Genomic DNA, 26,225 nt, shown 5'->3' with positions numbered 1-26,225 from the left:
TTGCGGCTGTATCAAAAATAGTGTTTTTTTGTATAAAAATCTATTCTTATAAATATTGGAGCTTGATTTAGAGGTAAAGCAATAAAAAACAAAGAAATCACACCTCAAATTTGAAATCATCAATCGTTAATCAACAATCATAAATGCTATGACTTACGAAGGGGTATTAACCAAAATGCAAACTGAATTTGGAGCGCCAATCCAGTATTATCTTGTTTTTGAAGACAGCTTTTTGAATGTAAACCAACTATTGGGTAAACCAATGGAAATCAATTTTGTAGGGTTTCAATGTTTGAATTGTGGGAAGAAGAAAAAAATATTCCGACAAGGATTTTGTTATGATTGTTTTTATTCTAGTCCGGCTGTGGGAGATTGGATTATGAAACCCGAATTGAGTACGGCTCATCTCGGAATTGCAGATCGCGATTTGGTTTATGAAGAAAAAGTGCAATTGCAACCGCATATTGTCTATTTGGCTTTATCAAGCGAAGTAAAAGTGGGAGTTACTCGAAAAACTCAAATGCCTACGCGTTGGATTGATCAAGGAGCGAGCCAGGCGATTGCTATTGTTGAGGTACCGAATCGGTATTTGGCAGGAATTACTGAGGTGGCTTTGAAAAATCATTATGCTGATAAAACCAATTGGCGAAAAATGTTGACGAATACTTTTGAGACCATTGACTTAGTTGCAGAACGATTGAAAGTAGAACATTTAATTCCCACCGAAGTTCAGGAGTATTTTTACAATCAGAAAATTGATTTGTATGAGATGCATTATCCTGTTTTGGAATATCCTAGCAAAGTGACTAGTTTAAGTTTGGATAAAACACCTAATTTTCAAGGAAAACTAATTGGAATCAAAGGACAATATTTGCTTTTTGAAGGCGGAACTGTTTTTAATATTCGAAGTTCCGAAGGCTATGTGGTGAAAATTGAGGTATAAAAAACAGTAATGGGGATGTCCTAAAAGTTCTATTCTTGTCAAACTGAACTTGTTTCAGTTTCTTCTTGTAATCGAATAATTTATTGGATTCCGAAATAAATTCGGAATGACAAAATCCTTTTTTAGGACATCCTCACGTTTTGTTAAATAATTTTTTATTTATTGAATGCTAATCTCAAATGGCATTCGAGCCTGAATTCCTTTGTAGCTTTGGACACGTTTGATTTGTTCCATTACTTTATAATTTTCTTCGCCAATTTCTTCTTTAATCAAACGTTCTTTGGTTTTAGCAAAAGGGAAGCTTTCTAAGAAATCATCAAAATTTTTCTTGTATTCAGGATAATTTTGGGTGTTGTATGTTTTGATTTTTGCTAATCGAGCCGCTTCTTGTATAGCATCGTCTAAACCTCCTATTTTATCTACTAATCCAATTTTAATAGCGTCTGAACCTGTCCAAACTCTACCTTGTGCAATAGCATCTACTTGTGCAAAAGTCATTTTACGTCCCTGAGCCACATGAGAAACAAAGGTCTTGTAAATTTGTTCTACTCCTTCTGTAGTCACGGCTTTGAATTTTTCGTCTATTGGTGCAAATGGATTGTAGTTTCCTGAATTCTCATGTGTTTTTACTTGTTCAGAATGAATCCCCATTTTATTGGTTAAGCCACTAAAATTAGGTAGTATTCCAAACACACCAATGGAACCCGTAATGGTATTGTTTTCTGCAAAAATTTTGGTAGCATTACACGCAATATAATACCCTCCCGAAGCCGCATAATTTCCCATTGAAACGACAACGGGTTTTACTTTTTTAGTCAATTCAATTTCTCTCCAAATTAAATCAGAAGTCAAGGCGTTTCCACCTGGGCTATCAATGCGAAGGACAATCGCTTTTACATCGTCGTTATTTCTTGCCTCGTTGATCGAACGACGCATCGCCCCTTCACCAATGATATTGACATCACCTTCTCCACTTTGAATTTCGCCTTGCGCATAAATAATTGCAATTTCATCTGTAGTGTCCGAAGGGATGGATGTAGTGGTAAATTTACGCGCGTAATCAGCAATGGAAACGGTTTCGTATTCGTCTTTAGTGTCGACTTTCAGCAATTTTTTAATGGCGTTATGGTATACATCTTCATACGCTACGACGTCTACTAATTTTTGTGCTTTCGCCATTTCTGTAGTTCGAGCTAAAAGCCCATTTGCAATTTCGTTGAGTTTTTGAACAGATAGGTTTCGGCTTTTGGCAATATCAGTCACTACTGAGTTCCAAATCGAATTCAATAGCGCCGTAATTTGTTCTCTGTTGGCGTCACTCATTTTATTTTCCAAGAAAGGCTCCACGGCACTTTTGTATTTTCCGTGGCGAATTACTTCCATTTTGATACCTGTTTTGTCTTGAAAATCTTTGAAAAATAATAGGTCAGAAGACAATCCTTTGAAATCTAAATCACCTACAGGATTCAGATAAATAGTATTGGCAACGGAATTCAGATAGTATTCTTTTTGTGAATAGGTATTGGCATACGCCATGACAAACTTTCCTGACTTTTTGAAATCTTCCAAAGCATCTCTAACGGCTTTGCTTTGTGCCATTCCAAGAGAAGAATTGTTGTTTAAAATGGAAATTCCTTTGATATTGTCATCGGTTTTGGCCGCGTCAATAGCATCAATGATATCCGTCAACCCGATGTGTTTTTTGTCTGAGAAAGCCGTTACCCATGGGTCAGAATATTTTCCAGCATAGTCATTGTGGATTTCCTCCAAATTCAATTCGATCACCGAATTTTCTTTTACTGTAACGCTTTCTTCTTCGCCACCAAAAAGGACTCCAATAAGTACGATTCCGAAAAAGAATAACATCGTGAAAACAAAAATACCTACAATGGTAGCCAATACATTTCCTAAAAACTTCATAATATCTATTTTTCTAATGAGTAGTAGTTGGTGTTAAAATGTTACACCATTCGATTTTTCAAATTGAAATTTAATTATCAACACCTCACACAAATATAACATTCTTTTAGTTAATTTGCAGCCATTATGAAATCACAACATCAAGTCGTTTTATCAATAGGAACTAATCAGGGGAATCGTTTGGAAAACATCGAAAGGTGTTTGCAAATAATTCATCATGAGGTGGCTACTGTGGTTAAGGTTTCTAAATTGTATGAAACGCCTTCTTGGGGGTTTGATAGCGATGCATTTTACAATGCGGCTATTGTAGTTCATACCTTCGATTCGGCAGCTACTATTTTGTCAAAAATTTTGCAAATTGAGCAGCAGATGGGACGTGTGAGAGAAGATGTTTTAGGCTATCAATCTCGTGTTATTGATATTGATATTATTGCATTTGACAGTGAAATTATAAAAACAGAGCAACTGCAAGTCCCTCATCCTTTGATGCAGGAGCGGAATTTCGTATTGAACCCGATGTTGGATTTGAATTTGGAATGGATTCATCCCGTTTTAAACCAGACAGTTGTTGAGTTGTTGGCTACTACTGAAGATAAAAGTAAGTGCGTAGCTGTTCAAAGTTTAGAAAGTCCGTTGCGAAAAATTACCTTGGAACAGTTTAATTATGTGGCTTTTGAAGGAAATATTGGGGCTGGAAAAACTACTTTGGCAACCAAAATAGCTGAAGATTTTAATGCTAAATCTGTTTTAGAACGCTTTGCAGACAATCCGTTTTTACCTAAATTTTATAAAGACCAAAACCGATATGCCTTTCCATTAGAAATGTCATTTTTGGCCGATAGGTACAAACAATTGTCGGATGATTTGTCGCAATTTGATTTGTTCAAAGACTTTATTGTAGCCGATTATCATATTTTCAAGTCCTTGATTTTTGCTAAAATTACTTTGGCGGATGATGAATATCGATTGTACAGCAATCTGTTTAATATCATTTATAAAGAAATGCCCAAGCCGGATTTGTATGTGTATTTGTACCAAAATTCAGAACGATTGTTGCAAAATATTAAAAAGCGTGGTAGAAGTTACGAACAAGAGATTCCTTCGGAATATTTGGATAAAATCAACATAGGCTATTTGGATTACATCAAATCACAAACGGATTTGAATATTTTAATCATTGATGTTTCGGATCGAGATTTTGTAAAAAATCATGAAGATTATCTTTTCATTTTGAGTGAAATTCAAAATAAAATAAATTCATAAAAGCATTACCTTTTCAATGAAAAATGCCCTCTTTTTTCTGGACTTGTTGGGTCTAATTTTAAAACAAACCAATAATCAGAAGAGGGTAGTTCTTGCCCATTAAAAGTTCCGTCCCAACCTGTACTTCCTGGAGCCAATACTTTTATCAATTTTCCGTATCGGTCAAAAATTTTGAGGTCTGAATTCGGATAGGATTCCATTCCTTTTACAATCCATACATCATTATAGCTGTCGTTATTTGGGGTGAAGAATTTCGGAATACTTAATACGGTGATTTCTTTGGAAACTAAACCACATCCATTTTTGTCGTTGACTACAACCTGATGAATACCTCCAGGGACATTAGTAAAGAAATTAGAATCTTGCCAAACGCCATTTAAGTAGTCCATACTGTATTCATAATCGCCCTGCCCAGTGATGTTTACAGTGACGGTATTATTATCTACTAAATCCACAATGTCAATTGACGTAATAGTTGCACTATTAGAAGCGGTAACTTGTATCGTTCTAGTTCTACTACAGCCCGATGGAGTGGCTACTTCTACGGTATAGACTCCATTTGTGTTAACGCCTAATGTAGGAGTTGTTATATTCAAGTCGACACCATCTTTTCCCCATCGGTAATTAAAATTAGAAACGCTACTGTTGTTTAAAACTCCTGCATCTAATGTTACGAAGAAAGTGGGGATGTTTGAACAAATCAAATTGGTAGAATTGAGTTCAATGTTGGGTAATTTTTCGATATTCAAAGAGAGGTATGGACCTAGTCCTACACAACTATTATCTAGATTACTTTCTATTCTGATCCAAAGTGTTTGAGAATTGGGATATCCAATATTTCTATAGTTAGAGATAGTTGTAATCGCATTGGTTTGCGCCAAGGCATCTGCTTGAGTTCTGTAGTAATTAATGGTGTATGTTTGGTTTGAAGGTAATTGAGATAAGATAATCGCTTTAGATGGAGAAAGATCAAAACTAGCGATTCCATCCGTGTCGTTATTATTTGCAGTATTGTTTCCATTAGCGTCCAGAAAATCATCACAGACGGTATAGGTGAAATTTGTAGACGGATGAAAATTAGTAGTGGGAACTTTTAAGGTTATTTTACCCACACTAAAGCAACCATAAGAGTTATTTATTCTAGTCCAAATGTCCATTGAAGTAGGAGTCGTGTTTTCAAAAACCAATTCGTTTGTGATTAAATCAGTTGCTATATCGTTCATCGCTCCGTTTAACGAGGTGTAATATTTGAAAGTTTCGTTTGCATAATTAGAAGAAATCAGATTATTATTTACCGTTAAATTAAAAGATGTTTTTCCATCCGAAATTAAATCGGTGTCACATTGCGTAATTATAATATCATTTGCTATAGGTAGTGGATTTACCGTGACGTTAATTTCGGCACGCTGGCTTTCACATCCTGTCAGTGTGTTGGTTTGACTGACATAAAACATAGTTGTTCCACTCGAGTTAGTTAATGGCGCAGGACTAGTTGTACTTGAAGTTCCTCCGCTAGCAGCAGTGTACCAATTCAGGGTGCTATTTGCATCAGCAGTTGCGGTTAAAGGTGTTGCAGTGTTGTTTAAACAATAAGAAATTGGAGCTACACTGGGAGTATTTGGTAATGCATTTACCGTGACGTTAATTTCGGTACGCGGTCCTTCACAAGCTGTTAGTGTATTGGTTTGACTGACATAAAATTTAGTAATTCCGCTAGATGTGGTTGAGGGAGTAGGACTGGTAGCACTTGAAGTTCCATCGCTAGCTACAGTGTACCAATTAAGCGTGTTATTTGCATCAGCAGTTGCGGTTAAAGGTGTTGCAGTGTTGTTTAAACAATAGGAAATGGGAGCTATACCGGGAGCGGTAGGTAATGCGTTTACAGTGACGGTAATTTCGGTACGAGCTCCTTCGCAAGCTGTTAGTGTGTTGGTTTGACTGACATAATATTTAGTAATTCCGCTAGCGGATGTTGTAGGAGTAGGGCTGGTAGAACTTGAAGTTCCTCCACTAGCTACAGTGTACCAATTGAGCGTGCTATTTGCATCAGCAGTTGCGGTTAAAGGTGTTGCAGTATTATTTAAGCAATAAGTAATAGAATTAGTAGAACTCGGGTAATTGGGCAGATTTACTATTGTTGCTTTAATTTCTGTTCTTACTGTACAGTCTGATGTTGTTACATAGTAAGAAGTAGTGTTACTGAGCGTGGGAGTAGTGTAATTTGTCCCAGTTCCTAATACAGTTCCTCCTGTATTGGTATTGTACCAACTAATTGTTCCAGAAGAAGCTGTTGCACTAAGTGTTATGCTGCCTGGTCCACAATGTGAAGCTGGAGTGGTTGTGGTAATTTGCGCTGCAATTGAAAGTGTGGTACTGGCAGAAAGTTGTAATGTAGGATCTCCAGGCATCCCTCCGTATTCTACTATGTAGCCTTTAGGTTGGTATGACCCACTGGATCCTCCTGTATTGGATAAGTCATTCCATGAGCCAGGAATTCCAACTCCTGGTGCCGTAATGTGTGCATAATCTTCATTACCCGATTGATTTGGCTCTCCAGTATTCCAAAAGGCAAAATTAGGAGAGTTGCCATTGGCAGTTCCATTCCAAAAAATAACCCCCGTTCCTCCATTAGCTAGTCCTTCTGGGCCAGTTACCCATTTCCAGACTCCTTCGGCCGATTCATCTGTTCCACCAATCCATCCGGTTCCAGGAGCTTGTTTTCCGGCTAATTGAGCTTCATCTGCAGCGGTTAATGTAGCCAAATACCCTTGCATTCCATAAAATGTTTTTAGAGCCGCAGCTGCTTTGGCATTAGTCCAGGTAATTCCTAAACTAGGAACATACTCGTAATAGTGTCCATTACTTGGTAAATAATTGGCTTGTCCATTCCCTAAAGAAATAGAAAAGTTACGTGTTCCAGATGGATTAGGAGAAGAATTGTAATAGGCAACATCCTTAATTGCCGCTTCAAATTCAGAATAATTAACTTGTGTTCCTGTAGTGGGACTAGAGAGAGTTAATTTTCCTTCTACGGAGTTCCATGAAGAAGTTATAGTTGGATGTGAGGCAGTATTAGTTAATAGTAATTGGTCTGTTCCAATTACATAGCCACCAGCAATTTGAATATAAACTGCATCAGTAGTTAGTTCAGAAGGATCATGAGAAATACTCACTGTACTAACAATTTTTGTTTGCGAAAGAGGGCAATAAGATAAATTGCCTGTTGCTGTAATCGAGGGGGCGATAGTTGCGACTAATTTTTTTGTAGGTGGTTCAAAAGAGAGAGGGTTTGAATATCCCATTTGGATTCCAAATACTATAAGAATCGTTAAGAAGAATGTTGTGGTATTTCTTTTCTTCATGCTATAAATATAGTATTTTCAGCTGATTGGGTGAATTTATTTTATAAAATGTATTTTTTTGAACAAATCCCAGACTACAATTCCTGCACTTACAGAAATATTTAGAGAATGTTTAGTTCCTAACTGCGGAATCTCTATAGCGCCATCACATAGAGCTACAGCTTCTTGTGCTACTCCAAAAACTTCATTGCCAAAAACAAGGGCGTATTTTTGATTAGTTGCTACTTTAAAGTCTTGAAGAAAAATAGCGCTTTCGACTTGTTCGATAGCAATAGTCTGAATTTTTTCCGCTTTTAGTTTTTGGATTACATCCAAAACATTTTCAGCATGTTCCCAAGCTACAGTTTCAGTAGCACCAAGTGCTGTTTTGTGAATTTCTTTATTGGGTGGAGTTGCAGTAATGCCACACAGGTAGATTTTTTCAATTAAAAAAGCATCAGCAGTTCTAAAAACAGAACCAATATTGTGTAAACTGCGAATGTCATCCAAGACCAAAATTAAAGGCGTCTTTTCGGATTTTTTAAAATCTGCAACCGATTTTCTGTCGAGTTCGCTATTCTCTAATTTTCTCATTGTATTGTAGGGTATAGGTAAAAAAAAAGCTTCCGTGAAAGTAGGAAGCTTTTGTGTTTATTTTGAAATAAAATTAGCTTTTTGCTGGTGCAGCAACAATAGTACCTTTGATAGTCAAAACTTTAGTTGGTTGACCTGCTGCGTTTGATGAAATAGTAACTGTTTTTGTAAAAGCCCCCACTCTGTTAGTGTCGTATTTTACACCAATAACTCCTTTTGCTCCAGGAGCAATTGGCTCTTTTGGACTAGAAGGCACTGTACAACCACAAGAACCTTGTGCATTAGTAATTATTAAAGGAGCATTACCATTATTAGTAAATACGAATTCGCGTTTTCCATCAGCATTTTGATTAATTGTTCCGTAATCAATTACTTCGTTAGCAAAAACCATTCCTGCTCCAATTACTTTGCTAGTTGCTGTTTTTACTTTTTTTGAAGTTTCTTGTGCATTAGTAGCCACAGTTCCTAAAACTAATAAGGCTAAAACTAGTATTTTTTTCATAAATCTATAGTTATTTTAAATTGTAAAAGACAAATCTAGATAAAAAATAGAAATTACCTCTTAAATTTTACTTAAAAATAGTTTAAAATTTTAGAACAGTTCGTAATTCGCTATAAAATCTATAAATTCGCTCACACATTTTATAATTGACTAAAATATTTAAATTGGCAACTAAAGAGAAAGTAGTTAAAGAAACTCCGTTAATGAAACAATACAACGAAATCAAGGCAAAATACCCTGATGCGTGTTTGTTGTTCCGAGTAGGTGATTTTTACGAAACATTTGGAGAAGACGCAATTAGAGCTTCAAAAATCTTAGGAATTGTATTGACAAAAAGAGGAGCTGGTTCTGAAACCGAAACGGCTTTAGCAGGGTTTCCACACCATTCTTTAAATACCTATTTGCCCAAATTAGTCAAAGCAGGTTTGCGTGTTGCAATTTGTGACCAACTCGAAGACCCTAAAATGACTAAATCCATCGTGAAACGTGGAGTTACCGAGTTAGTTACCCCAGGTGTTTCAATGAATGATGAGGTGTTGCAAGCTAAAGTCAATAATTTTTTAGCTTCAATTTATTTTACCAATAAAACCATTGGAATTTCGTTTTTAGATGTTTCAACGGGAGAGTTTCTTACCGCACAAGGGAATGCGGAGTATATTGATAAATTGCTTCAGAATTTTAGCCCAAGTGAAGTTTTGGTTCCAAAGAATAATAAAAATGATTTCAAAGCTGCTTTTGGAGAAGATTATCATAGTTTTTATTTGGAAGATTGGTTGTATAAAGAAGACTATGCTTTTGAAACTTTAACCAAACATTTTCAAACGGTTTCGTTGAAGGGTTTTGGGATTGAAGAATTGAAAGAAGGAATAATCGCTGCGGGTGCGATCTTGTATTATTTGTCTGAAACACAACATAACAAAGTACAACATATTACGTCTATTCAACGAATCGCAGAAGATGCTTATGTTTGGATGGACCGATTCACTATTCGTAACTTGGAATTGTATCACAGTTATAATCCCAATGCGGTTACCTTACTCGATGTTATTGACAGAACGCTTTCGCCAATGGGTGGGCGTTTGTTGAAACGTTGGTTGGCTTTGCCATTAAAAGACACAGCTAAAATCCAAAGCCGTCATCAGGTGGTGACTTATTTGAAAGACAATCAAGAAATTTTAAAAAATATACAATCGCAAATCAAACAAATTTCGGATTTAGAACGTTTGATTTCGAAAATAGCGACGGGAAAAGTATCGCCACGTGAAGTAGTGTATTTAAAAGAATCGTTAGATGCGATACTTCCAATTAAAGCATTGGCTTTGCAAAGTTCACAAGAAGCAGTAAAAGTGATTGGAGACAGTTTGCATAGTTGTGATTTGTTGCGTGAGAAAATAAAAACCACGCTGAATCAAGAAGCGCCTGTGGCTATTGCCAAAGGGAATGCGATTGCTGTAGGGGTGAATACCGAATTAGACGAACTGCGTGTTATTTCTACTTCAGGAAAAGAGTTTTTGGAAGGAATCGAAAGAAGAGAATCCGAAAGAACAGGAATTTCATCTTTGAAAATTTCGTTCAATAATGTTTTTGGGTACTATATTGAAGTAAGAAATACTCATAAAGATAAAGTGCCTGAGGAATGGATTCGCAAACAAACTTTGGTGAACGCAGAACGCTACATTACCGAAGAGTTGAAAGAATACGAAACGAAGATTTTTGGTGCCGAAGAAAAAATACATAAAATTGAATCTGAATTATTTGAACAATTAGTACAATGGATTGGTACGTATATCAAGCCTGTTCAAATGAATGCGAATTTGATAGCGCAATTGGATTGTTTGTGTTCGTTTACGCAATTGGCGATTGAAAATAAATACGTTTGTCCAGAAATTGATGAGAGCTTCGAATTAGAAATTAAAGAAGGAAGACATCCTGTGATTGAGAAACAATTACCCGTTGGAACTCCTTACATTTCTAATGACGTGTTCTTGGATAGAGAAACACAGCAGTTGATTATGATTACTGGGCCTAATATGTCGGGGAAATCGGCTATTTTGCGGCAAACAGCTTTAATTGTGCTCTTGGCTCAAATGGGAAGTTTTGTTCCAGCAGAGAGCGTACGAATGGGAATTGTAGATAAAATTTTTACGCGAGTAGGAGCAAGTGATAACATTTCGATGGGCGAATCAACTTTTATGGTTGAAATGAACGAAACTGCCTCTATTTTGAACAATATTTCAGACCGAAGTTTGGTGCTTTTAGACGAGATTGGAAGAGGGACAAGCACGTATGATGGAATATCGATTGCTTGGGCTATTGCCGAATTTTTACATGAGCATCCAGCACAGCCTAAGACGCTCTTTGCAACCCATTATCACGAGTTGAATGAAATGAGTGAGTCGTTGCCAAGAATTCAGAATTATAATGTAGCGGTGAAAGAATTAAAAGATACCGTTCTTTTTGTCAGAAAGTTGATTAAAGGAGGAAGTGCTCACAGTTTTGGTATCCACGTTGCTAAAATGGCAGGAATGCCTCAGATTGTAATTTTGAAAGCGCAAAAGCTATTGAAGAAATTAGAAAAGAACCATTCGAATGATGCGCTCAATGGTATCAAGGAAGCTAAAGAAGAAATGCAAATGAGTTTTTTCAATTTAGATGATCCGCTTTTGGAAGAAATTAAAGAAGAAATTCTGAATTTAGATATCAATACTATTACGCCGATGGAGGCTTTGATGAAGCTGAATGAAATAAAAAGAATGCTGACAAAAAAATAGTTTTGATTTTAAAGTTTACGTTATCAGAAGATTAACTTTTTAGGACTATTTTTTTGGAGAAAAGGCTTGTGTAATTGAATTAATGTATTAAATTTGCATCCGCAATACAGAACAAGTATCGCGATTCTTTCACAAGAATTGAAAATGCGAAAATAGCTCAGTTGGTAGAGCGCGACCTTGCCAAGGTCGAGGTCGCGGGTTCGAGCCCCGTTTTTCGCTCCAACAAGACCATATAATGCTCGGATGGTGAAATTGGTAGACACGCTGGACTTAAAATCCAGTGAACAGCAATGTTCGTGCGGGTTCAAGTCCCGCTCTGAGTACTAAAGCCTCTTCAATTGAAGAGGCTTTTTTTTGTTTTATAAAAAATGAGTAATATACTTTTTTAGAATTAGATTTAAAATATGGGAACTTTTGTAATAACAAAACGATTCAATGACGAATACAAGTTTGTATTTGCTTCTAGAAAAGGGAAGACTATCTTTACGAGTTTGAGCTATGAGCTTAAATTTGAAGGAGAAGAGGATATTGAAAAATTCAAAGCGAATATTGATTTGGTTACTTTCCTAAAGTTTAAATCAACTAAAGGTAAGTTTTATTTTAAGTTGCTTTTGGATGGAGTGCATTTTGCAACTAGTAGAAAGTACAATACCGAATTACGTCTTCAGAAAGGAATTGATGAGATTGTAAAATATGCAGCACAGTCAGATGTGTTGGACTTTTCGACTAATGATGTTATTTTTTCAGATTGACAAAAATAGTAATCAATCTTCTGTAAATTAGAGTTTAATCTAAAATAAAAAAAGCCGTTACACTAAGTGTACGGCTTAATTTTTTCTGTGTCGTAATTTAATTACTTTGCAGCAGCAGCAGAATCAACTGGAGCAGCAGCAGAATCAACAGCTACAGCAGCAGTATCAGTTGCAGCAGAATCAACAGCTACAGCAGTAGTATCAGCAGCTACTTCTTCAGCAGCAGCATCAGCTTTTTTACAAGATACAACAGTTAATACAGCAACAACAGCTAAACTTAAAAATACTTTTTTCATCTTACTTTATTATAAAAGGTTAATTATTAATTCGTGGCAAAGATATAAAATTTTTAATATGTAAAATATTTTTTCATTTTTTTTTTAAATAATATTCGTCAATACAGGCTTATTTATGTTAAATAGGGTTTTAAAGGGAGGAAAATCAATAAAAACGGCTTATTTTTTTAAATAGTTTAGGTTGTTATAGGTTCTTTATGATTTGATGGGTTGCTCCTTTGTTTTTTTGTACAAAATTAGCGCAAATAGTTCCTCTCTCACGGCGTGTCTTTTTGTCTTCAATTAGATTTTGAAAATTAAAGTTTAATTCTTCTTGATTTTTGATGGATATACATCCTTTCAAATTTACTAAGTCGGTAGCTTCTGCAAAATGTGAGTAGTTGGGGCCAATTACTATTGGTATGCCAAAAGTAGCAGGTTCTAAGATGTTATGAACTCCAGGATGTCCAAATCCGCCTCCAACATAAGCAATATCCGCATAACTGTATATTTTGGTCAGGATTCCTATTGTGTCTATGATAAACACCTCGTAGTCTGTGCTATTTTTGTTTTCTTTTTCTGAAAACAAAAGTACTTTTTTGGTGCAATTATTTTTTAATAGCTGGATTTGTTCCGATTTAATGTTGTGTGGTGCAATTATAAATTTGCAGTCAGCGGTACTTGAATTAATGAAATTTAGTAATAATTCTTCGTCTTTTGGCCAAGAACTTCCTGCAACGATGGTTGTTTTTTCGTTTTTAAATGCAGCAATAAAATCGAGGCTATTGTCTTTTTCTAAAATGCTTGCTACTCTGTCAAAACGAGTATCTCCTGAAATGATAGCATTTTGTTTCCCTAGTTGATGGAGTAATTGTAATGAACTTTCGTTTTGAACAAAGAAGTAAGTAAATGCCTCCAATGCTTTTTTGTAAAATCCTCCATACCATTTAAAGAAAGCCTGTTTTTCTCTAAAAATTCCTGAAATCAAGTAAGTTGGTATGTGTTGTTTTTTAAGTTCGTTCAAATAATTAGGCCAAAATTCATATTTAATGAAAAACACCAAGTCAGGATGCACTAACTGAATGAATTTTTTAGCGTTTTTCATCGTGTCTAAAGGCAAATAAACAGTTGCATCTGCTACGGTGTTGTTTTTGCGCACTTCATAGCCAGACGGAGAGAAAAAGCTAACGATGATTTTATGGTTGGGGTATTTTATTTTGATTTTTTCAATTACAGGTAATCCCTGTTCGTATTCTCCTAATGAAGCAGCATGAAACCAAATGGTTTTGTCATTGGGGTTGATTTTGGTTTTTAAAGTTAAAAACACGTCTTGTCTTCCTGTAACAAAAAGTTTGATTTTTGGTACAAATAGCGCAATAAGTTGCAGTAATACTCCTGCTATTGAAACAATTTTACTGTAAATAAAAAGCATACCCGATATTTTGCTGCTAAAATACAGTTTCTTTATTTTATTTTGATTGGTTAGAACTCATTAAATACCTATTTTTGTTTTTCGTTTTACGAATGGACTCACTTTAGTTGGAATTTTAAATTGAAAATCTTCCAATCATTAAACAAAAAGTAAATGAAAAAAATACAAATGGTTGACTTGAAAGGTCAATACGATGCAATAAAAGAGACAGTTAATACTTCTATTCAAGAAGTTTTAGATACAAATGCCTATATCAACGGACCTCAAGTTCATTCATTTCAAAAATCGTTGGAAGATTATTTAGGCGTGAAACACGTTATTCCTTGTGCTAATGGGACTGATGCGCTTCAAATTGCAATGATGGGTTTAGGGTTACAACCCGGAGATGAGGTAATTACTGCTGATTTTACTTTTGCAGCCACCGTTGAAGTAATAGCGTTGTTGCAATTGACGCCTGTTTTGGTCGATGTTGATATGCATAACATGAACATCAATATTGACAAAATAAGAAAAGCAATCACTCCAAAGACGAAGGCTATTGTACCCGTTCATTTGTTTGGTCGTGCTGCTAATATGGAAGCCATTATGGCTTTGGCAAAAGAGCATAATTTGTATGTAATTGAAGATAATGCACAGGCGATTGGTGCCAATTGTAAATTTTCGGATGGGACTAAAAAGAAAGCAGGAACGATAGGTCATGTAGGAGCCACTTCTTTCTTTCCTTCTAAAAATTTAGGATGTTACGGAGATGGAGGAGCGATTTTTACTAATGATGATGCTTTAGCACATACGCTGCGAGGTATTGTTAATCACGGGATGTATGAAAGATATCATCACGATGTAGTGGGAGTTAATTCTCGTTTAGATAGTATTCAAGCAGCTGTTTTGAATGTCAAATTACCATTATTAGATCAGTATAATAAAGCCAGACAAAATGCAGCTAGAAAATACACTGCGGCATTAGAGGGACACAAAAATATCATTGCGCCAAGCATTTGTGAGATATGTGATTGTCATGTTTTTCATCAATATACGTTGCGAATTGTTGATGCCGATAGAAATGGATTGATGCAACATTTATTAGACAAGGGAATTCCATGTGCCATTTATTATCCAATTCCATTGCACAGTCAAAAAGCCTATGCAGACGCACGTTACAAAGAAGAAGATTTCCCAGTGACAAATCAATTAGTACAAGAAGTGATTTCGTTGCCCATGCATACTGAATTAGATGATGAGCAAATTCAATTCATCACAGATAGTGTTTTAGAATTTTTAAATAAATAGTTTAGCTTAAGAAAATCAAATGAAAATAGTAGTAACAGGAGGTTTAGGGTTTATAGGTTCTCATACAGTTGTCGAACTTCAAAATGAAGGTTTTGAAGTAATAGTTATTGATGATTTATCTAATACTTCTTTGGCAGTTTTAGATGGGATCCAAAATATAACAGGAAAAGTGCCTGCTTTTGAAAAGTTAGACTTACGCAATAAAGAAAAAGTACACGATTTTTTTAAAAGACATTCAGATATTGATGGAGTGATTCATTTTGCGGCCTCAAAAGCGGTAGGAGAAAGTGTCGGAAATCCACTTTTGTATTATGAAAATAACATTAATGCATTAGTGTATCTCTTACAAGAGTTACAACAAAAACCAACTGCTAATTTTATTTTTAGTTCTTCTTGTACGGTTTACGGTCAAGCCGAAAAAATGCCTATTACTGAAGATTCGTCTGTTCAAACTGCGATGTCTCCTTACGGAAATACCAAACAAATTGGAGAAGAAATCATCACCGATACCACTAAAGTAACCAATATCAATGCGATTTTATTGCGTTATTTTAATCCGATAGGGGCTCATTCTTCTGCTGAAATTGGGGAGTTGCCATTAGGAGTTCCGCAAAATTTAGTGCCGTTTATAACACAAACCGGGATTGGATTACGTCAAGAATTATCAGTCTATGGCGATGATTATCCAACTCCAGATGGTACTGCAATTCGTGATTATATTCACGTAGTCGATTTGGCGAAAGCTCACGTGATTGCGATACAACGTTTGTTGAATAAGAAAAATCAAGCCAAAGTTGAAACGTTTAACTTAGGAACGGGTACAGGAAGTTCTGTTTTGGAAGTGATTCATGCTTTTGAAAAAGTAAGCGGACAAAAATTACCTTATAAAATTGTAGCGCGTAGAGAAGGAGATATTACAGAGGCGTATGCTAATACGGATAAAGCAAATACCGTTTTGGGTTGGAAAGCGCAATCTACTCTTGAAGAAGCTATGGCTAGCGCATGGAAATGGGAACAAAAAATTAGAAGTTAATAAACAGTCTAAGTTTAAATATATTAAAAATCCCAAGCGAATAGTTTGGGATTTTTTGTACATTAGCTAAAATTTCTACCCATGGATTCCAAACATCATAAATCTAAAATTAATAAAGTAGAGGAGCCAAGTGTTTCCTATCCTATCTCGCCTTTAACTCAAAAAGGAATTGGTACAAAAACTTTTGATTTTGAAAAAGAAATTCAATCTGGATTATCTATTGAAATTGCAAAACAAGAGTCTATCAAGAGAATTAGGGGATGGTGGGACAAATAAAAGTATTTATCAGTCCTACAGTTGTTGATTATTTAGATGCTTTAGTTTATCAATTATACAAAAAAGAATATTTTGGATTTATAACATCTGCTGAAGAATACGTAGCTTCAATATATGATGCTATTAATTATAATATCCATTTAAACAATAAATTAACTCCAGAAAAATTACTGTATCTTGGGAGTCATTATATTTTTTATAAATCGAATAAGAGAACAACTTGGTATATTTTCTTTGAAATAAAAGATAATATCTATTTAGTTACAGGAGTTCTAAATAATTATTCTGTTGAAGTAAAACATATAAAATAAAAATCCCAAACGAGTAGTTTGGGATTTTTATTTTTGAATACATTTTATTTATGCATTAGCAGTAATTGCTTCTTTGTCAATTTTTCCAATTAGACCAGCTAAAACTTTTCCAGGGCCAACTTCAGTAAAGCTAGTTGCACCATCTTTAATCATTTTTTGTACGGATTGTGTCCATTTTACAGGAGCTGTCAACTGAATGATTAGATTTTTCTTAATTTCAGCTGGGTCAGAAACAGCACTTGCTGTTACGTTTTGATATACTGGACAAATAGGTGTAGAGAAAGTAGTAGCTTCAATTGCTGCTGCTAGTTCTTCTCTTGCTGGTTCCATCATTGGAGAGTGAAAAGCACCACCAACAGGTAAGATTAAGGCCCGTTTTGCTCCTGCTTCTTTCATTTTTTCACAAGCTAACTCCACCGCTTTGTATTCGCCAGAAATTACTAATTGCCCAGGACAGTTGTAATTAGCAGCTACGACTACGCCATCAATTGAAGCGCAAATATCTTCTACGATTGTATCTTCTAAATTTAGAACTGCCGCCATGGTTGAAGGAGTAATTTCACATGCTTTTTGCATGGCTAATGCACGTTGAGAAACTAATTGTAGTCCGTCTTCAAAAGACAAAGCTCCATTCGCTACTAAAGCAGAAAATTCCCCAAGAGAGTGACCAGCTACCATTTCTGGTTTAAAATCCGCTAAGGTTTTGGCTAAAATAACAGAATGTAAAAAAACCGCAGGTTGTGTCACTTTAGTTTCTTTCAATTCTTCAGCGGTTCCTTCAAACATAATGTCTGTGATGCGGAAGCCTAAAATATCATTTGCTTTTTCAAACAATTCTTTTGCCAAAGGCGAATTATCATAAAGATCTTTCCCCATTCCAGTAAATTGTGCTCCTTGACCAGGAAATACGTATGCTTTCATTTCGTTATGGTTATATTTTGATTCATTGTTTTGTAGTTTTGCCCCACAAACTCCAGCAAAAATAATACTTTTATTATAATTGGATTGAATTTACGATACCCAATAATTGATTTTTTAAATCAACATTGGTAATTCCATTAACACTATCAAAATTATCATTAAAACTAGGTAACGAAAAATTCCCCTTTACTATGGCTCCTTGAAATGGGAATCGATTTTTTGCTATTTCTAATACAGAGCTCCCGCCTCTTGGCCCAGGCGAAGTTGAAAGTAAAAGAACCGGTTTTTCTTGAAATGTTTTAGCATCAATTCTTGATGTCCAATCTAAAATATTTTTAAATGCAGTTGAATAAGCCCCATTGTGTTCGGCAAATGAGATTACGATGAAATCTGCTGTTCCAAGTTTAGCATAAAAATCTTGAGCTTGTTTAGGAATTCCAGTTTCAGATTCTCTATCAACTGAGAAAATGGGCATTTCATAATTGTTTAAGTCCAAAATTTCAATTGAGGCATTCTTAAATTGATTTGCAGTATAAGTTGCAAATTGTTTATTGATCGAATGCTTACTTGAAGAAGCTCCAAATGCTATAATTTTTTTTGTCATTTTATTCTATTTTAACTGAATGTTACAAATGGAATAAGAATTATTGTTCCATTGGGATTTCCATCACTAAAAATCGCGCATTGGTATTGGCTTTGATTTCAATCTCATTGGTCTCCCAAATTCCAATCGCATCTCTTTTTTCTAGTTTTTCTCCATTTACTTCCATTTCGCCTTCAATGTTCATGATGTAAAAACCATTCCCTTCTTTTTTTAGTGCCAATTTTTTAGACAAGTCTTTGTCAAAGTCACCCAAATAAAACCAAGCATCTTGATGAATCCATACGCCTTCATCATCTGGATTTGGAGATAAAATTTGAGCGAAATTATTTTTTTGTTTAGCGATATCTAAAGTAATTTGTTGGTAACGCGGCTCCACATTTCTGTATTTTGGGAACAACCAAATTTGGAATAGCTTCGTGTGTTGATTGTGATTCGGGTTGAATTCACTGTGTTGAATTCCAGTTCCGGCACTCATCACTTGCACATCGCCTGTTTTGATGGTAGACGAATTACCCATGCTGTCTTTGTGTGCCAAATCGCCTTCTAATGGAATCGTGATGATTTCCATGTTGTCGTGAGGATGCGTGCCAAAGCCCATTCCAGCAGCAACAGTGTCATCATTTAAAACGCGTAACATTCCAAATTGTATGCGCTCAGGGTTGTACCAACTGGCAAAACTAAAACTGTGGTACGCATTTAACCAACCATGATCAGCATGACCTCTTGAATCTGCTTTATGTAAAACTGTATTTTTCATATCGTGTATTTTTATAGATTATTTATAGATACAAATTTACTTCCTAAATGCATTGAGTGTACTTAACCTAGATTAAGAAATTATTTTTTCAATAATCGGGCTTTCATTTTACTAAAAAATTCAGGAGTTATCCCAATGTAAGAGGCGATGTGTTTTTGTGGTAGGCGTTGAATTAAACTCGGGTATTTTTTACACAATTTTTCAAAACGTTCTTCAGCAGTTAAACTTAGATTATCTAATAATCGTTCTTGATGTGCTACTAATGAATTTTCGGAGAGAATTCTAAAAAAACGTTCTAATTTTGGGATTTCTAAGTACAATTGATTTTGCTTTTCCTTTGAAATGAGTACAACTTCAGCATCTTCGATTACTTCAATAAACAGATTGCCGGGTTTTTGAGCAATATAACTATACATATCTCCAATCCACCAACCTTCACAAGCAAAATGTAAAATGTGTTCCATAATGTTATCATTGATGGAAAAACTTCGTAGGATGCCTGAATTTACAAAATACGTATATGTTGCTATTTCGCCAGCATGCAATAAAACGGTTTTGGATTTGTATTTTCTGATTTCAATTTTAGATAAAAATAATTCCTGTTCCTCAGGAGTGAGGGTAACATATTTGGCAATATTCTCTAAAATTGGAATCATTATTTTTTGTCAGTTACTAAAGGAAGTAATTTAAAGTAAGTTACGACAAATTTGTTGTTTTTCAATGTTCCAATTACTTCTGCTTTGCGAATGCTTGCACAAAAACCATCTTTGGCGTGAGCATCTCCGTGGGCGTCAATAGAAGTACCTTCTACAAAATAGGATTTCCCATCAATTCGAACAGCTAAGTCACAACTTTTTCCTTCCATTCCAAATTGACATTGCCCACAAGAGGCTTCTACAGTTTGAACTTTAGATGTTTCTTTTTTGTCTTGTGCCCAAATCGTAACACTACTTAAAATAAGTAAAAAAGTAAGTAATTTTTTCATGGAATATTGTATGTGATTTTAGTAATGATACCTACAAGAAACAATGATTATGTTGGATTCTCTAAAGGTGTAAACCAATCGGTGTTCTGAGTCGATTCTTCTTGACCAAAATCCTTGCAAATCATGTCTCAATCCTTCCGGGTTTCCAATGCCTTCAAAAGGAGTTCGAATACACGATTTAATTAATTCGTTGATTCGTTTGAGTTTGGATTTATCGGTTTTTTGCCAATACAAGTAATCTTCCCATGCCTGAAGTTGCCAAGAAACTATCATTCTTCAATTAACTCTTTTTGAACTAATGATTTGTTTGCTTGAATGTCTTTTACAGATTGAAGTAAGATGTCTCTGTTTTTTCCAGATAATAAATAGTTGGTTTCATTTAAAGCATTGTATTCTTCCAACGAAATCAAAACAAGGTCTTTGTTGTCTTTTCGCTTTACAATTATTTCTTCCATATCCTCTGTGACAGAATCCATCCATTTTTTTAGATTCAATCGTAAATCAGTGTAATTGATGACTTTCATTTTTCAAAAAATTAGAATACAAAAATATATAAAATAACGTAAATAATTACTTAAATAATAAATTATTCCTCTTCTTCAATTTCAAATTCAGCATCTTTTTCCCAGATTTCCATTTCGCAGGGTTTGCAGTTGAATTTGAGTTTGTATTCCAATTCACCTTGTTTTAGAACTAAAGGTTCTTTGACTTTTTTGTCTCGATGCTCTGGATGGTATTTTGGGCAACGCTCCAATTCGTATTTGATGCAATATTTGGTCGTCATTACACGAGATTTTCCTGGATCCCATTGCAATTCAAAAGCTTTTTCGATTTCGGTAACACCGTGACGTTCGTAGAATTTGCGCGCCATTTTATTCGAAACATTGTAGGTGAAATCCAATTGATCCACTGGAAAAGGATGGTCGGTTTTTACGATTTGATGTTCCTCTCGGTTGTAATTGGCCAAACGAATTTCAGTCAATTGTTCGTAGACGGTGCGACGCATTTCGTTGACTTTTGAAATCGGTAAGAACCAATTTTCTGAAAACTGAATCGTGATTTCGTCAGCGGTGTAAGGTGTAAAACCCGTTTTAGCTAACTGTGTTTTGATGTTGTCCTCAATGGACAAATTATTTTTAGTGGTTTCTTTGGTGTGTTCCAAATGGACTTTACTTACATAACCGTCTTCGTCGGTGGCGGTGAGTTCAAAACCGGTTTTGTTTTCGGTAAGATGTAATGTGGTGCCAATTTTTCGTACCGCACTGTCTTCACGCTCCACAATTTTGATGAAAGCGGCGTCGTTGTTTCGGTAAATGAAAGTTCCGTCTTTAATTTCTTTTAAAACGTTCGGGTAAATGATGCCGTTTTCGGCCTTGTTTACATAAATTCCGTCGGCTTCATTGTTCTCGTTAATGAAGCACAAACCATCGCCATTGTTGAGTAAATGTCCGTTTTCGATTTCGTACGAATTGCCAATAGTTTTAATCAGTTTTCCAATATATTGCCCTTTGGATTTTGGACTTTCCCAAGAACCAATAGCTTGGTATCTTTCGTTTACAAAATAATCGGTATAACCTCTATTGAAGGTACGGTTTAGTTCCGAATCGAAAGTGAAGGTGCATTTTCCTGAAGACGCTTTGGTATAATTGGGATTTTGTTCTAAAAAAGCATCGATTTTCTTGCGAAGAAACGACACATTATTTTTAACATACACCATGTCTTTTAATCGACCTTCGATTTTGAAAGAAACTATTCCGGCTTCAATTAAGTTTGGGATTTGGTCAGTCACATCAAAATCTTTGATCGAAAGTAAGTGACTGTTTTTGATTAAAGTGTCTCCGTGACCGTCAATTAAATTGTACGGCAAACGGCAGTTTTGAGCGCACGAACCACGATTGGCCGAACGTTCGCCATTGGCCACGCTCATATAACAATTGCCGCTGAATGCTACGCATAAAGCTCCTGTTACAAAAAATTCTAATTCTACATCAGTGGCTTCGCTGATTTCTTTGATTTGGTGTAAGTTCAATTCACGTGCTAAAACCACACGTTTGATACCAGCATCGGCTAGGAATTTAATATTTTTAGGATCTCGGTTATTGGCTTGGGTACTGGCATGTAACACAATAGGAGGCAGTTCCATTTCCATAATCGCCATGTCTTGAATAATCAAGGCATCCACTCCAATGTGGTACAATTCCCAAATCATTTGGCGACAGGTTTCGAGCTCGTTGTCGTACAAAATAGTGTTGATAACCACAAAAACTTGGGCGTGATACAAATGGGCATATTGTACTAATGCCGCCACATCTTCCATAGAGTTGTGTGCATTGGAACGCGCGCCAAATTGGGGTGCTCCTATATATACAGCGTCGGCGCCACTATTGATGGCTGCCATACCGTGCAATAAGTCTTTGGCAGGCGCTAATATTTCTATTTTCTTTTTCATTATAAGAGGGATTTCTTTTTAGGGAAATTAGTTTGCAAAGTTCTCATAAATTATTGAGATTTTTGGAAAAAGTTACAAAGTTTATACCAGTCTTTTTCTTAAACATATAAGTCATATAAGTTTCCACAAAAAGTCACTTCGCTCGATCGAAGAACATATAAGTAGTTAATCACTTTTGCTTAAAAAACACTTTCTCCAAAAGTCAATAGATTATGATCAGGGTCGAGGAGAGAGAATTCTTTTTGTTCCCAAGGCTTGATTTCTAGCTGTCCTGAGGGATGAATGGCTACATTGTTCGCCATAAAAAGATTGTATATGTCTTCTATGTTTTTGGTTCGGATGTAGACTTGACCGTAATTTTCCAATGGGTTTAGATTGGAAAATTCAAAAAAATGCAATTGAATTTCGTCTTTTTGCAACATTAAATAGCTCTCAAAGTCAGCACTGCCGAAAACTTCAAAGCCTAATAGGTTACAATAGAAATCTTTGGTTATGGCTTTGTTTCGCATCGGAAGTTTAGGGTGGGAGTGAGTGAGCATAATGATTTTATTAGATTGGGTATAAAAATATAAAAAAGCCCCAAGTTTCCTTGAGGCTTTAGTTTATATAAATAGTGTTTTAAGAAACCGCTTCTTTAATTCGGCGTAAGGCTTCTCTTAAAATATCATCGCTAGTAGCATAAGAGAAACGGATGCAGTTTGGATTTCCAAAAGCATCTCCCGTTACGGTAGCTACATTGGCTTCGGCCAAAAGATACATAGAGAAATCGTTAGCGTCTTTAATTTCAGTTCCTTTCAAGGTTTTTCCAAAGAAAGAGGAAACGTCTGGGAAGACATAAAAAGCCCCTTCTGGAACGTTGATTTTCATTCCTGGAATCTCTTTGATTAATCCCACTACTAAATCTCTACGGCTATGGAAAGCATCCACCATGTGTTTTAAAACGGATGGATCAGCATCTACTGCAGTAATAGTAGCGCGTTGTGCTACAGAATTGGCTCCACTCGTTACTTGTCCTTGAATTTTAGTACAGGCTTTGGCAATGAATTCTGGTGCGCCAATGTATCCAATTCGATATCCTGTCATGGCGAACGCTTTGGCAACTCCATTTACAGTGATCGTTTTTTCTAACATCCCTGGAATAGAGGCAATACTGCAAAAAGTTCCAGAAAAATTAATGTGTTCGTAGATTTCGTCAGCAACAACATAGATGTTAGGATATTTTTCTAACACTTTAGCCAAAGCAGTTAATTCTTCACGGCTATATACCGAACCACTTGGATTACAAGGTGAACTGAACCACATCATTTTTGTTTTTGGTGTGATTGCTGCTTCTAATTGTGCTGGTGTGATTTTGAAATCAGACTCAACAGAAGTTGGAACTTCTACAGGAACTCCTCCTGAAAGTTTCACGATTTCGAAATAAGAAACCCAATACGGTGCTGGTAAAATTACCTCGTCACCGTCGTTTAACATTACTTGAGCAATGTTATATAACGATTGTTTTGCTCCTGTCGAAACTACAATTTGTGATGGCTTGTAATCCAAATCGTTGTCTCTTTTAAATTTTCTGCAAATTGCTTCTTTCAATTCGGCATATCCATCTACTGGAGAGTAGGTGCTATAATTTTCGTCAATCGCTTTTTTAGCGGCTTCTTTAATGAAGTCTGGCGTATTGAAATCGGGTTCGCCTAAGCTTAAACTGATAATGTCTTTTCCTTGTGCTTTTAATTCTCTGGCTAAAGCGGCCATTGCTAATGTTTGTGATGTAGCTAAGTTGTTAATTCTGTCTGAAAGTGGATTGCTCATTTTCTATTGTATTGAATGGTCTAATTCGGACTTGTCGAATTAGGTATAGTTAGTATTTGTTTTTATGCACTTAATTCGGGTTTCATTCCTAAATTTTTCAAATGTGTAAAATGTGATAGAATGGCTTCTCGAGTGGTTTTAAACTCATGATACGGAAGGTTACACTCTTTTGCGGTTTGTTTGACAAACTCGGCAATTTTATCGTAATGCACGTGAGAAATATTCGGAAAAATATGGTGTTCGATTTGGTGATTTAAACCACCTGTATAATAATTAACTAACCAATTTTTAGGAGCAAAATTAGCAGTGGTGTATAATTGGTGAATGGCCCAGGTGTTTTCAATTTCGCCTTCTTCATTTGGAACTGGATTTGCTGTTTCATCAACCACATGTGCCAATTGGAATACGACACTCAAAATCAATCCTGCTGTATAATGCATTACTAGAAAGCCTAAAATTACTTTCCACCAAGTGATGCCTAATACCATTGGAATTACTAACCAAATAGAGAAATAAATAACTTTAGTAATGATTAAGGTGGTCCAACGAATAGCTGGTTTTTTGAATTCGCCATACGACAAATTGCGTTTTAAGTAACGTTTCATTTGAAGGAAATCAGTAGTAATCGCCCAATTGAAAGTTAATAAACCATAAAGGAAAACAGAGTAATAATGTTGGAATTTATGGTAGTTGTACCATTTCGCAGTTTTAGAAAAACGTAAAATTCGTCCTGCTTCTAAATCTTCATCATGCCCCAAAATATTAGTGTAAGTGTGGTGTAATACATTGTGTTGTACTTGCCAATTGTACACATTCCCAGCAAGGATGTAAATACTACCTCCCATGAATTTGTTGACCCAAGATTTGTTAGAATAGGCACCGTGATTTCCATCGTGCATTACATTCATTCCTACGCCAGCCATTCCTACACCTATGATTAGGTTCAGTAACAAATACGTCCAAAAAGGCATATCCATAGCCAATAAGAAGAAATACGGTGTTAAGAAAATGGAGAACATTACAATCGTTTTGAGATGTAATTTCCAATTTCCAGTTTTATCAAGATTGTTTTCTTTGAAATAATTGTTGACCCGCGAGTTTAATGTTCTAAAAAATTTTAGATCGTCTTGCTTCGCAAATGTTGGAGCGGTATTTTTCATAATCTTGTGTAATAATCTACAAAGATAATTATTATAAATTTTCGATGTACAAAAATGAACTACTATTTCCAATCTAAAAATAGTACTTTTGTTAAAAATTTTTAAAATGGAAGCAATTCTGAAGCATTTTCCTAATTTAACTGAAGTTCAAAAAGAGCAATTTCAGCAGTTGGATTCGTTATACCACGATTGGAACGAAAAAATTAATGTCATTTCTCGAAAAGATATTGATGCGTTATATACTAAACACGTTTTACACTCTTTAGGAATTGCTAAAATTCAGCCTTTTGAACCGGGTACTTTTGTATTGGATGTAGGAACAGGAGGCGGATTTCCAGGTATTCCGTTAGCGATACTTTTCCCAGAAACTCGTTTTTATTTGATTGATGTCATTGCTAAAAAAATAAAAGTAGTTCAGGCGGTTGCGGATGCTTTAGGGTTGAAAAATGTGAAAGCAGAACAAATTCGTGCCGAGAATGTGAAAGGTGATTTTGATTTTATCGTTAGTCGGGCGGTAACCAATATGCCCGATTTTGTTTCTTGGGTGAAAACCAAAATCAAAAAACAACACAAACACGAATTGAAAAACGGGATTCTCTACCTCAAAGGTGGCGACTTAACCGAAGAATTGAAAGACTTTCCTAAAGCAACCTTGTACGACTTAGCTGATTACTTTGAAGATGAATTTTTTGAAACGAAAAAAGTAGTGCATTTACCTTTGAAATTTACGATTTAAGTCATTGTGAGGAACAAAGCAATCTCAATTATTAATTGAAAAACCCACAAACTGAAATTCAATTTGTGGGTTTTTATGTTCTACTTGGAACGACTTAAATCGTACTT

At 35.5% G+C, this 26,225-nt stretch carries 26 protein-coding genes and 2 tRNA genes; 11 read left to right on the top strand and 17 right to left on the bottom strand.

The annotated features are described in order from the left end of the window. The first annotated feature begins 148 nt into the window (after window positions 1-148). The gene (locus tag Q0L65_RS06285) at window positions 149-943 is read left to right on the top strand and encodes a DUF2797 domain-containing protein (RefSeq protein ID WP_296684556.1); all 795 of its coding nucleotides are present in this window, start codon (window positions 149-151) and stop codon (window positions 941-943) included. A gap of 159 nt (window positions 944-1,102) precedes the next feature. On the opposite strand, the gene sppA is transcribed toward Q0L65_RS06285, so the two are convergent. Beyond that, window positions 1,103-2,863 carry a signal peptide peptidase SppA gene (gene sppA, locus Q0L65_RS06280; protein ID WP_296684554.1) on the bottom strand — a complete coding sequence of 587 codons (1,761 nt, stop codon included), beginning with the start codon at window positions 2,861-2,863 and terminating at the stop codon, window positions 1,103-1,105. Window positions 2,864-2,989: 126 nt separating this feature from the next. Between sppA and folK the strand changes: the two genes are divergently transcribed. Beyond that, window positions 2,990-4,126: a 2-amino-4-hydroxy-6-hydroxymethyldihydropteridine diphosphokinase gene (gene folK, locus Q0L65_RS06275; RefSeq protein ID WP_296684552.1), complete on the top strand. Its 1,137-nt coding sequence runs from the start codon at window positions 2,990-2,992 to the stop codon at window positions 4,124-4,126. Between the two features lie 5 nt (window positions 4,127-4,131). On the opposite strand, the gene Q0L65_RS06270 is transcribed toward folK, so the two are convergent. The 3 genes from Q0L65_RS06270 to Q0L65_RS06260 form a co-directional block, all read right to left on the bottom strand. Continuing rightward, entirely contained in the window at window positions 4,132-7,488 is a 3,357-nt protein-coding gene (locus tag Q0L65_RS06270; RefSeq protein ID WP_296684550.1) for a T9SS type B sorting domain-containing protein, read from the bottom strand. A gap of 36 nt (window positions 7,489-7,524) precedes the next feature. Next, window positions 7,525-8,061 (bottom strand): RNA methyltransferase, encoded by a 537-nt coding sequence (locus Q0L65_RS06265; RefSeq protein ID WP_296684549.1) that lies wholly within the window; start codon window positions 8,059-8,061, stop codon window positions 7,525-7,527. Window positions 8,062-8,134: 73 nt separating this feature from the next. Continuing rightward, window positions 8,135-8,563, bottom strand: coding sequence for a DUF1573 domain-containing protein (locus Q0L65_RS06260; protein ID WP_296684547.1), 429 nt, complete (start codon window positions 8,561-8,563; stop codon window positions 8,135-8,137). A gap of 164 nt (window positions 8,564-8,727) precedes the next feature. Here Q0L65_RS06260 and mutS point away from each other — a divergent pair, with 164 nt between their 5' ends. From mutS to Q0L65_RS06240, 4 genes are all read left to right on the top strand, one after another. Further along, window positions 8,728-11,334, top strand: a complete 2,607-nt coding sequence (mutS, locus tag Q0L65_RS06255) for a DNA mismatch repair protein MutS (RefSeq protein ID WP_296684545.1) — start codon at window positions 8,728-8,730, stop codon at window positions 11,332-11,334. Window positions 11,335-11,480: 146 nt separating this feature from the next. Continuing rightward, window positions 11,481-11,556: transfer RNA gene (locus Q0L65_RS06250), tRNA-Gly, on the top strand. Window positions 11,557-11,571: 15 nt separating this feature from the next. Continuing rightward, window positions 11,572-11,657: transfer RNA gene (locus Q0L65_RS06245), tRNA-Leu, on the top strand. Window positions 11,658-11,738: 81 nt separating this feature from the next. Further along, window positions 11,739-12,086, top strand: a complete 348-nt coding sequence (locus Q0L65_RS06240) for a DUF1508 domain-containing protein (protein WP_296684543.1) — start codon at window positions 11,739-11,741, stop codon at window positions 12,084-12,086. A 101-nt stretch (window positions 12,087-12,187) separates the two neighbouring features. Here the strand turns inward: Q0L65_RS06240 and Q0L65_RS06235 are convergent, their stop codons facing one another. After that, window positions 12,188-12,382 (bottom strand): hypothetical protein, encoded by a 195-nt coding sequence (locus Q0L65_RS06235; protein WP_296684541.1) that lies wholly within the window; start codon window positions 12,380-12,382, stop codon window positions 12,188-12,190. Window positions 12,383-12,566: 184 nt separating this feature from the next. Further along, window positions 12,567-13,793 carry a glycosyltransferase N-terminal domain-containing protein gene (locus Q0L65_RS06230; RefSeq protein WP_296684539.1) on the bottom strand — a complete coding sequence of 409 codons (1,227 nt, stop codon included), beginning with the start codon at window positions 13,791-13,793 and terminating at the stop codon, window positions 12,567-12,569. A gap of 153 nt (window positions 13,794-13,946) precedes the next feature. Between Q0L65_RS06230 and Q0L65_RS06225 the strand changes: the two genes are divergently transcribed. From Q0L65_RS06225 to Q0L65_RS06210, 4 genes are all read left to right on the top strand, one after another. After that, the gene (locus Q0L65_RS06225; protein ID WP_296684537.1) at window positions 13,947-15,080 is read left to right on the top strand and encodes a DegT/DnrJ/EryC1/StrS family aminotransferase; all 1,134 of its coding nucleotides are present in this window, start codon (window positions 13,947-13,949) and stop codon (window positions 15,078-15,080) included. A 19-nt stretch (window positions 15,081-15,099) separates the two neighbouring features. Further along, window positions 15,100-16,113 carry a UDP-glucose 4-epimerase GalE gene (gene galE / locus Q0L65_RS06220; RefSeq protein WP_296684535.1) on the top strand — a complete coding sequence of 338 codons (1,014 nt, stop codon included), beginning with the start codon at window positions 15,100-15,102 and terminating at the stop codon, window positions 16,111-16,113. An 81-nt stretch (window positions 16,114-16,194) separates the two neighbouring features. Further along, window positions 16,195-16,389, top strand: coding sequence for a hypothetical protein (locus tag Q0L65_RS06215; protein ID WP_296684534.1), 195 nt, complete (start codon window positions 16,195-16,197; stop codon window positions 16,387-16,389). Beyond that, a complete protein-coding gene (locus Q0L65_RS06210) occupies window positions 16,374-16,700 on the top strand; it encodes a hypothetical protein (RefSeq protein WP_296684531.1) in 327 nt (108 codons plus the stop codon). Before Q0L65_RS06215 ends, Q0L65_RS06210 begins: the two co-directional genes overlap by 16 nt. Window positions 16,701-16,748: 48 nt before the next feature. Here Q0L65_RS06210 and fabD read toward each other — a convergent pair whose 3' ends face one another. The 11 genes from fabD to Q0L65_RS06155 form a co-directional block, all read right to left on the bottom strand. After that, window positions 16,749-17,621 (bottom strand): ACP S-malonyltransferase, encoded by an 873-nt coding sequence (gene fabD / locus Q0L65_RS06205; RefSeq protein WP_296684529.1) that lies wholly within the window; start codon window positions 17,619-17,621, stop codon window positions 16,749-16,751. Between the two features lie 73 nt (window positions 17,622-17,694). Beyond that, window positions 17,695-18,225: an NAD(P)H-dependent oxidoreductase gene (locus Q0L65_RS06200; RefSeq protein WP_296684528.1), complete on the bottom strand. Its 531-nt coding sequence runs from the start codon at window positions 18,223-18,225 to the stop codon at window positions 17,695-17,697. 40 nt (window positions 18,226-18,265) lie between these two features. Beyond that, on the bottom strand, window positions 18,266-18,982 hold the full coding sequence (locus Q0L65_RS06195) for a pirin family protein (RefSeq protein ID WP_296684525.1): 717 nt from the start codon (window positions 18,980-18,982) through the stop codon (window positions 18,266-18,268). Between the two features lie 80 nt (window positions 18,983-19,062). Then, window positions 19,063-19,638 carry a Crp/Fnr family transcriptional regulator gene (locus tag Q0L65_RS06190; protein ID WP_296684524.1) on the bottom strand — a complete coding sequence of 192 codons (576 nt, stop codon included), beginning with the start codon at window positions 19,636-19,638 and terminating at the stop codon, window positions 19,063-19,065. Continuing rightward, entirely contained in the window at window positions 19,638-19,967 is a 330-nt protein-coding gene (locus tag Q0L65_RS06185) for a DUF6370 family protein (protein WP_296684522.1), read from the bottom strand. Before Q0L65_RS06185 ends, Q0L65_RS06190 begins: the two co-directional genes overlap by 1 nt. A gap of 18 nt (window positions 19,968-19,985) precedes the next feature. Continuing rightward, window positions 19,986-20,240 carry a Txe/YoeB family addiction module toxin gene (locus tag Q0L65_RS06180; RefSeq protein WP_296684520.1) on the bottom strand — a complete coding sequence of 85 codons (255 nt, stop codon included), beginning with the start codon at window positions 20,238-20,240 and terminating at the stop codon, window positions 19,986-19,988. Further along, window positions 20,237-20,491 (bottom strand): type II toxin-antitoxin system prevent-host-death family antitoxin, encoded by a 255-nt coding sequence (locus tag Q0L65_RS06175; RefSeq protein ID WP_296684518.1) that lies wholly within the window; start codon window positions 20,489-20,491, stop codon window positions 20,237-20,239. The genes Q0L65_RS06180 and Q0L65_RS06175 overlap by 4 nt, the downstream gene beginning before the upstream one ends. Window positions 20,492-20,553: 62 nt before the next feature. After that, window positions 20,554-22,416 (bottom strand): U32 family peptidase, encoded by a 1,863-nt coding sequence (locus tag Q0L65_RS06170; protein ID WP_296684516.1) that lies wholly within the window; start codon window positions 22,414-22,416, stop codon window positions 20,554-20,556. A 179-nt stretch (window positions 22,417-22,595) separates the two neighbouring features. Continuing rightward, entirely contained in the window at window positions 22,596-22,955 is a 360-nt protein-coding gene (locus Q0L65_RS06165) for a VOC family protein (protein WP_296684514.1), read from the bottom strand. A gap of 79 nt (window positions 22,956-23,034) precedes the next feature. After that, window positions 23,035-24,222, bottom strand: coding sequence for a pyridoxal phosphate-dependent aminotransferase (locus Q0L65_RS06160; RefSeq protein WP_296684511.1), 1,188 nt, complete (start codon window positions 24,220-24,222; stop codon window positions 23,035-23,037). 62 nt (window positions 24,223-24,284) lie between these two features. Further along, on the bottom strand, window positions 24,285-25,382 hold the full coding sequence (locus tag Q0L65_RS06155; RefSeq protein ID WP_296684509.1) for an acyl-CoA desaturase: 1,098 nt from the start codon (window positions 25,380-25,382) through the stop codon (window positions 24,285-24,287). Between the two features lie 106 nt (window positions 25,383-25,488). Between Q0L65_RS06155 and rsmG the strand changes: the two genes are divergently transcribed. Continuing rightward, window positions 25,489-26,118 carry a 16S rRNA (guanine(527)-N(7))-methyltransferase RsmG gene (rsmG, locus tag Q0L65_RS06150; RefSeq protein ID WP_296684507.1) on the top strand — a complete coding sequence of 210 codons (630 nt, stop codon included), beginning with the start codon at window positions 25,489-25,491 and terminating at the stop codon, window positions 26,116-26,118. The last annotated feature ends 107 nt before the right edge of the window (window positions 26,119-26,225 follow it).

The organism is Flavobacterium sp. (assembly GCF_024642105.1).
GTDB lineage: Bacteria > Bacteroidota > Bacteroidia > Flavobacteriales > Flavobacteriaceae > Flavobacterium.
This window is presented reverse-complemented; position numbering and strand designations above follow the sequence as displayed.

Excerpts from the sequence above, each read along its gene's own strand:
- Q0L65_RS06285 (WP_296684556.1), top strand. The coding sequence starts at position 149 with ATGACTTACGAAGGGGTATTAACCAAAATGCAAACTGAATTTGGAGCG.
- sppA (WP_296684554.1), bottom strand. The coding sequence starts at position 2,863 with ATGAAGTTTTTAGGAAATGTATTGGCTACCATTGTAGGTATTTTTGTT.
- folK (WP_296684552.1), top strand. The coding sequence starts at position 2,990 with ATGAAATCACAACATCAAGTCGTTTTATCAATAGGAACTAATCAGGGG.
- Q0L65_RS06270 (WP_296684550.1), bottom strand. The coding sequence starts at position 7,488 with ATGAAGAAAAGAAATACCACAACATTCTTCTTAACGATTCTTATAGTA.
- Q0L65_RS06265 (WP_296684549.1), bottom strand. The coding sequence starts at position 8,061 with ATGAGAAAATTAGAGAATAGCGAACTCGACAGAAAATCGGTTGCAGAT.
- Q0L65_RS06260 (WP_296684547.1), bottom strand. The coding sequence starts at position 8,563 with ATGAAAAAAATACTAGTTTTAGCCTTATTAGTTTTAGGAACTGTGGCT.
- Q0L65_RS06240 (WP_296684543.1), top strand. The coding sequence starts at position 11,739 with ATGGGAACTTTTGTAATAACAAAACGATTCAATGACGAATACAAGTTT.
- Q0L65_RS06235 (WP_296684541.1), bottom strand. The coding sequence starts at position 12,382 with ATGAAAAAAGTATTTTTAAGTTTAGCTGTTGTTGCTGTATTAACTGTT.
- Q0L65_RS06230 (WP_296684539.1), bottom strand. The coding sequence starts at position 13,793 with ATGCTTTTTATTTACAGTAAAATTGTTTCAATAGCAGGAGTATTACTG.
- Q0L65_RS06225 (WP_296684537.1), top strand. The coding sequence starts at position 13,947 with ATGAAAAAAATACAAATGGTTGACTTGAAAGGTCAATACGATGCAATA.
- galE (WP_296684535.1), top strand. The coding sequence starts at position 15,100 with ATGAAAATAGTAGTAACAGGAGGTTTAGGGTTTATAGGTTCTCATACA.
- Q0L65_RS06215 (WP_296684534.1), top strand. The coding sequence starts at position 16,195 with ATGGATTCCAAACATCATAAATCTAAAATTAATAAAGTAGAGGAGCCA.
- Q0L65_RS06210 (WP_296684531.1), top strand. The coding sequence starts at position 16,374 with ATGGTGGGACAAATAAAAGTATTTATCAGTCCTACAGTTGTTGATTAT.
- fabD (WP_296684529.1), bottom strand. The coding sequence starts at position 17,621 with ATGAAAGCATACGTATTTCCTGGTCAAGGAGCACAATTTACTGGAATG.
- Q0L65_RS06200 (WP_296684528.1), bottom strand. The coding sequence starts at position 18,225 with ATGACAAAAAAAATTATAGCATTTGGAGCTTCTTCAAGTAAGCATTCG.
- Q0L65_RS06195 (WP_296684525.1), bottom strand. The coding sequence starts at position 18,982 with ATGAAAAATACAGTTTTACATAAAGCAGATTCAAGAGGTCATGCTGAT.
- Q0L65_RS06190 (WP_296684524.1), bottom strand. The coding sequence starts at position 19,638 with ATGATTCCAATTTTAGAGAATATTGCCAAATATGTTACCCTCACTCCT.
- Q0L65_RS06185 (WP_296684522.1), bottom strand. The coding sequence starts at position 19,967 with ATGAAAAAATTACTTACTTTTTTACTTATTTTAAGTAGTGTTACGATT.
- Q0L65_RS06180 (WP_296684520.1), bottom strand. The coding sequence starts at position 20,240 with ATGATAGTTTCTTGGCAACTTCAGGCATGGGAAGATTACTTGTATTGG.
- Q0L65_RS06175 (WP_296684518.1), bottom strand. The coding sequence starts at position 20,491 with ATGAAAGTCATCAATTACACTGATTTACGATTGAATCTAAAAAAATGG.
- Q0L65_RS06170 (WP_296684516.1), bottom strand. The coding sequence starts at position 22,416 with ATGAAAAAGAAAATAGAAATATTAGCGCCTGCCAAAGACTTATTGCAC.
- Q0L65_RS06165 (WP_296684514.1), bottom strand. The coding sequence starts at position 22,955 with ATGCTCACTCACTCCCACCCTAAACTTCCGATGCGAAACAAAGCCATA.
- Q0L65_RS06160 (WP_296684511.1), bottom strand. The coding sequence starts at position 24,222 with ATGAGCAATCCACTTTCAGACAGAATTAACAACTTAGCTACATCACAA.
- Q0L65_RS06155 (WP_296684509.1), bottom strand. The coding sequence starts at position 25,382 with ATGAAAAATACCGCTCCAACATTTGCGAAGCAAGACGATCTAAAATTT.
- rsmG (WP_296684507.1), top strand. The coding sequence starts at position 25,489 with ATGGAAGCAATTCTGAAGCATTTTCCTAATTTAACTGAAGTTCAAAAA.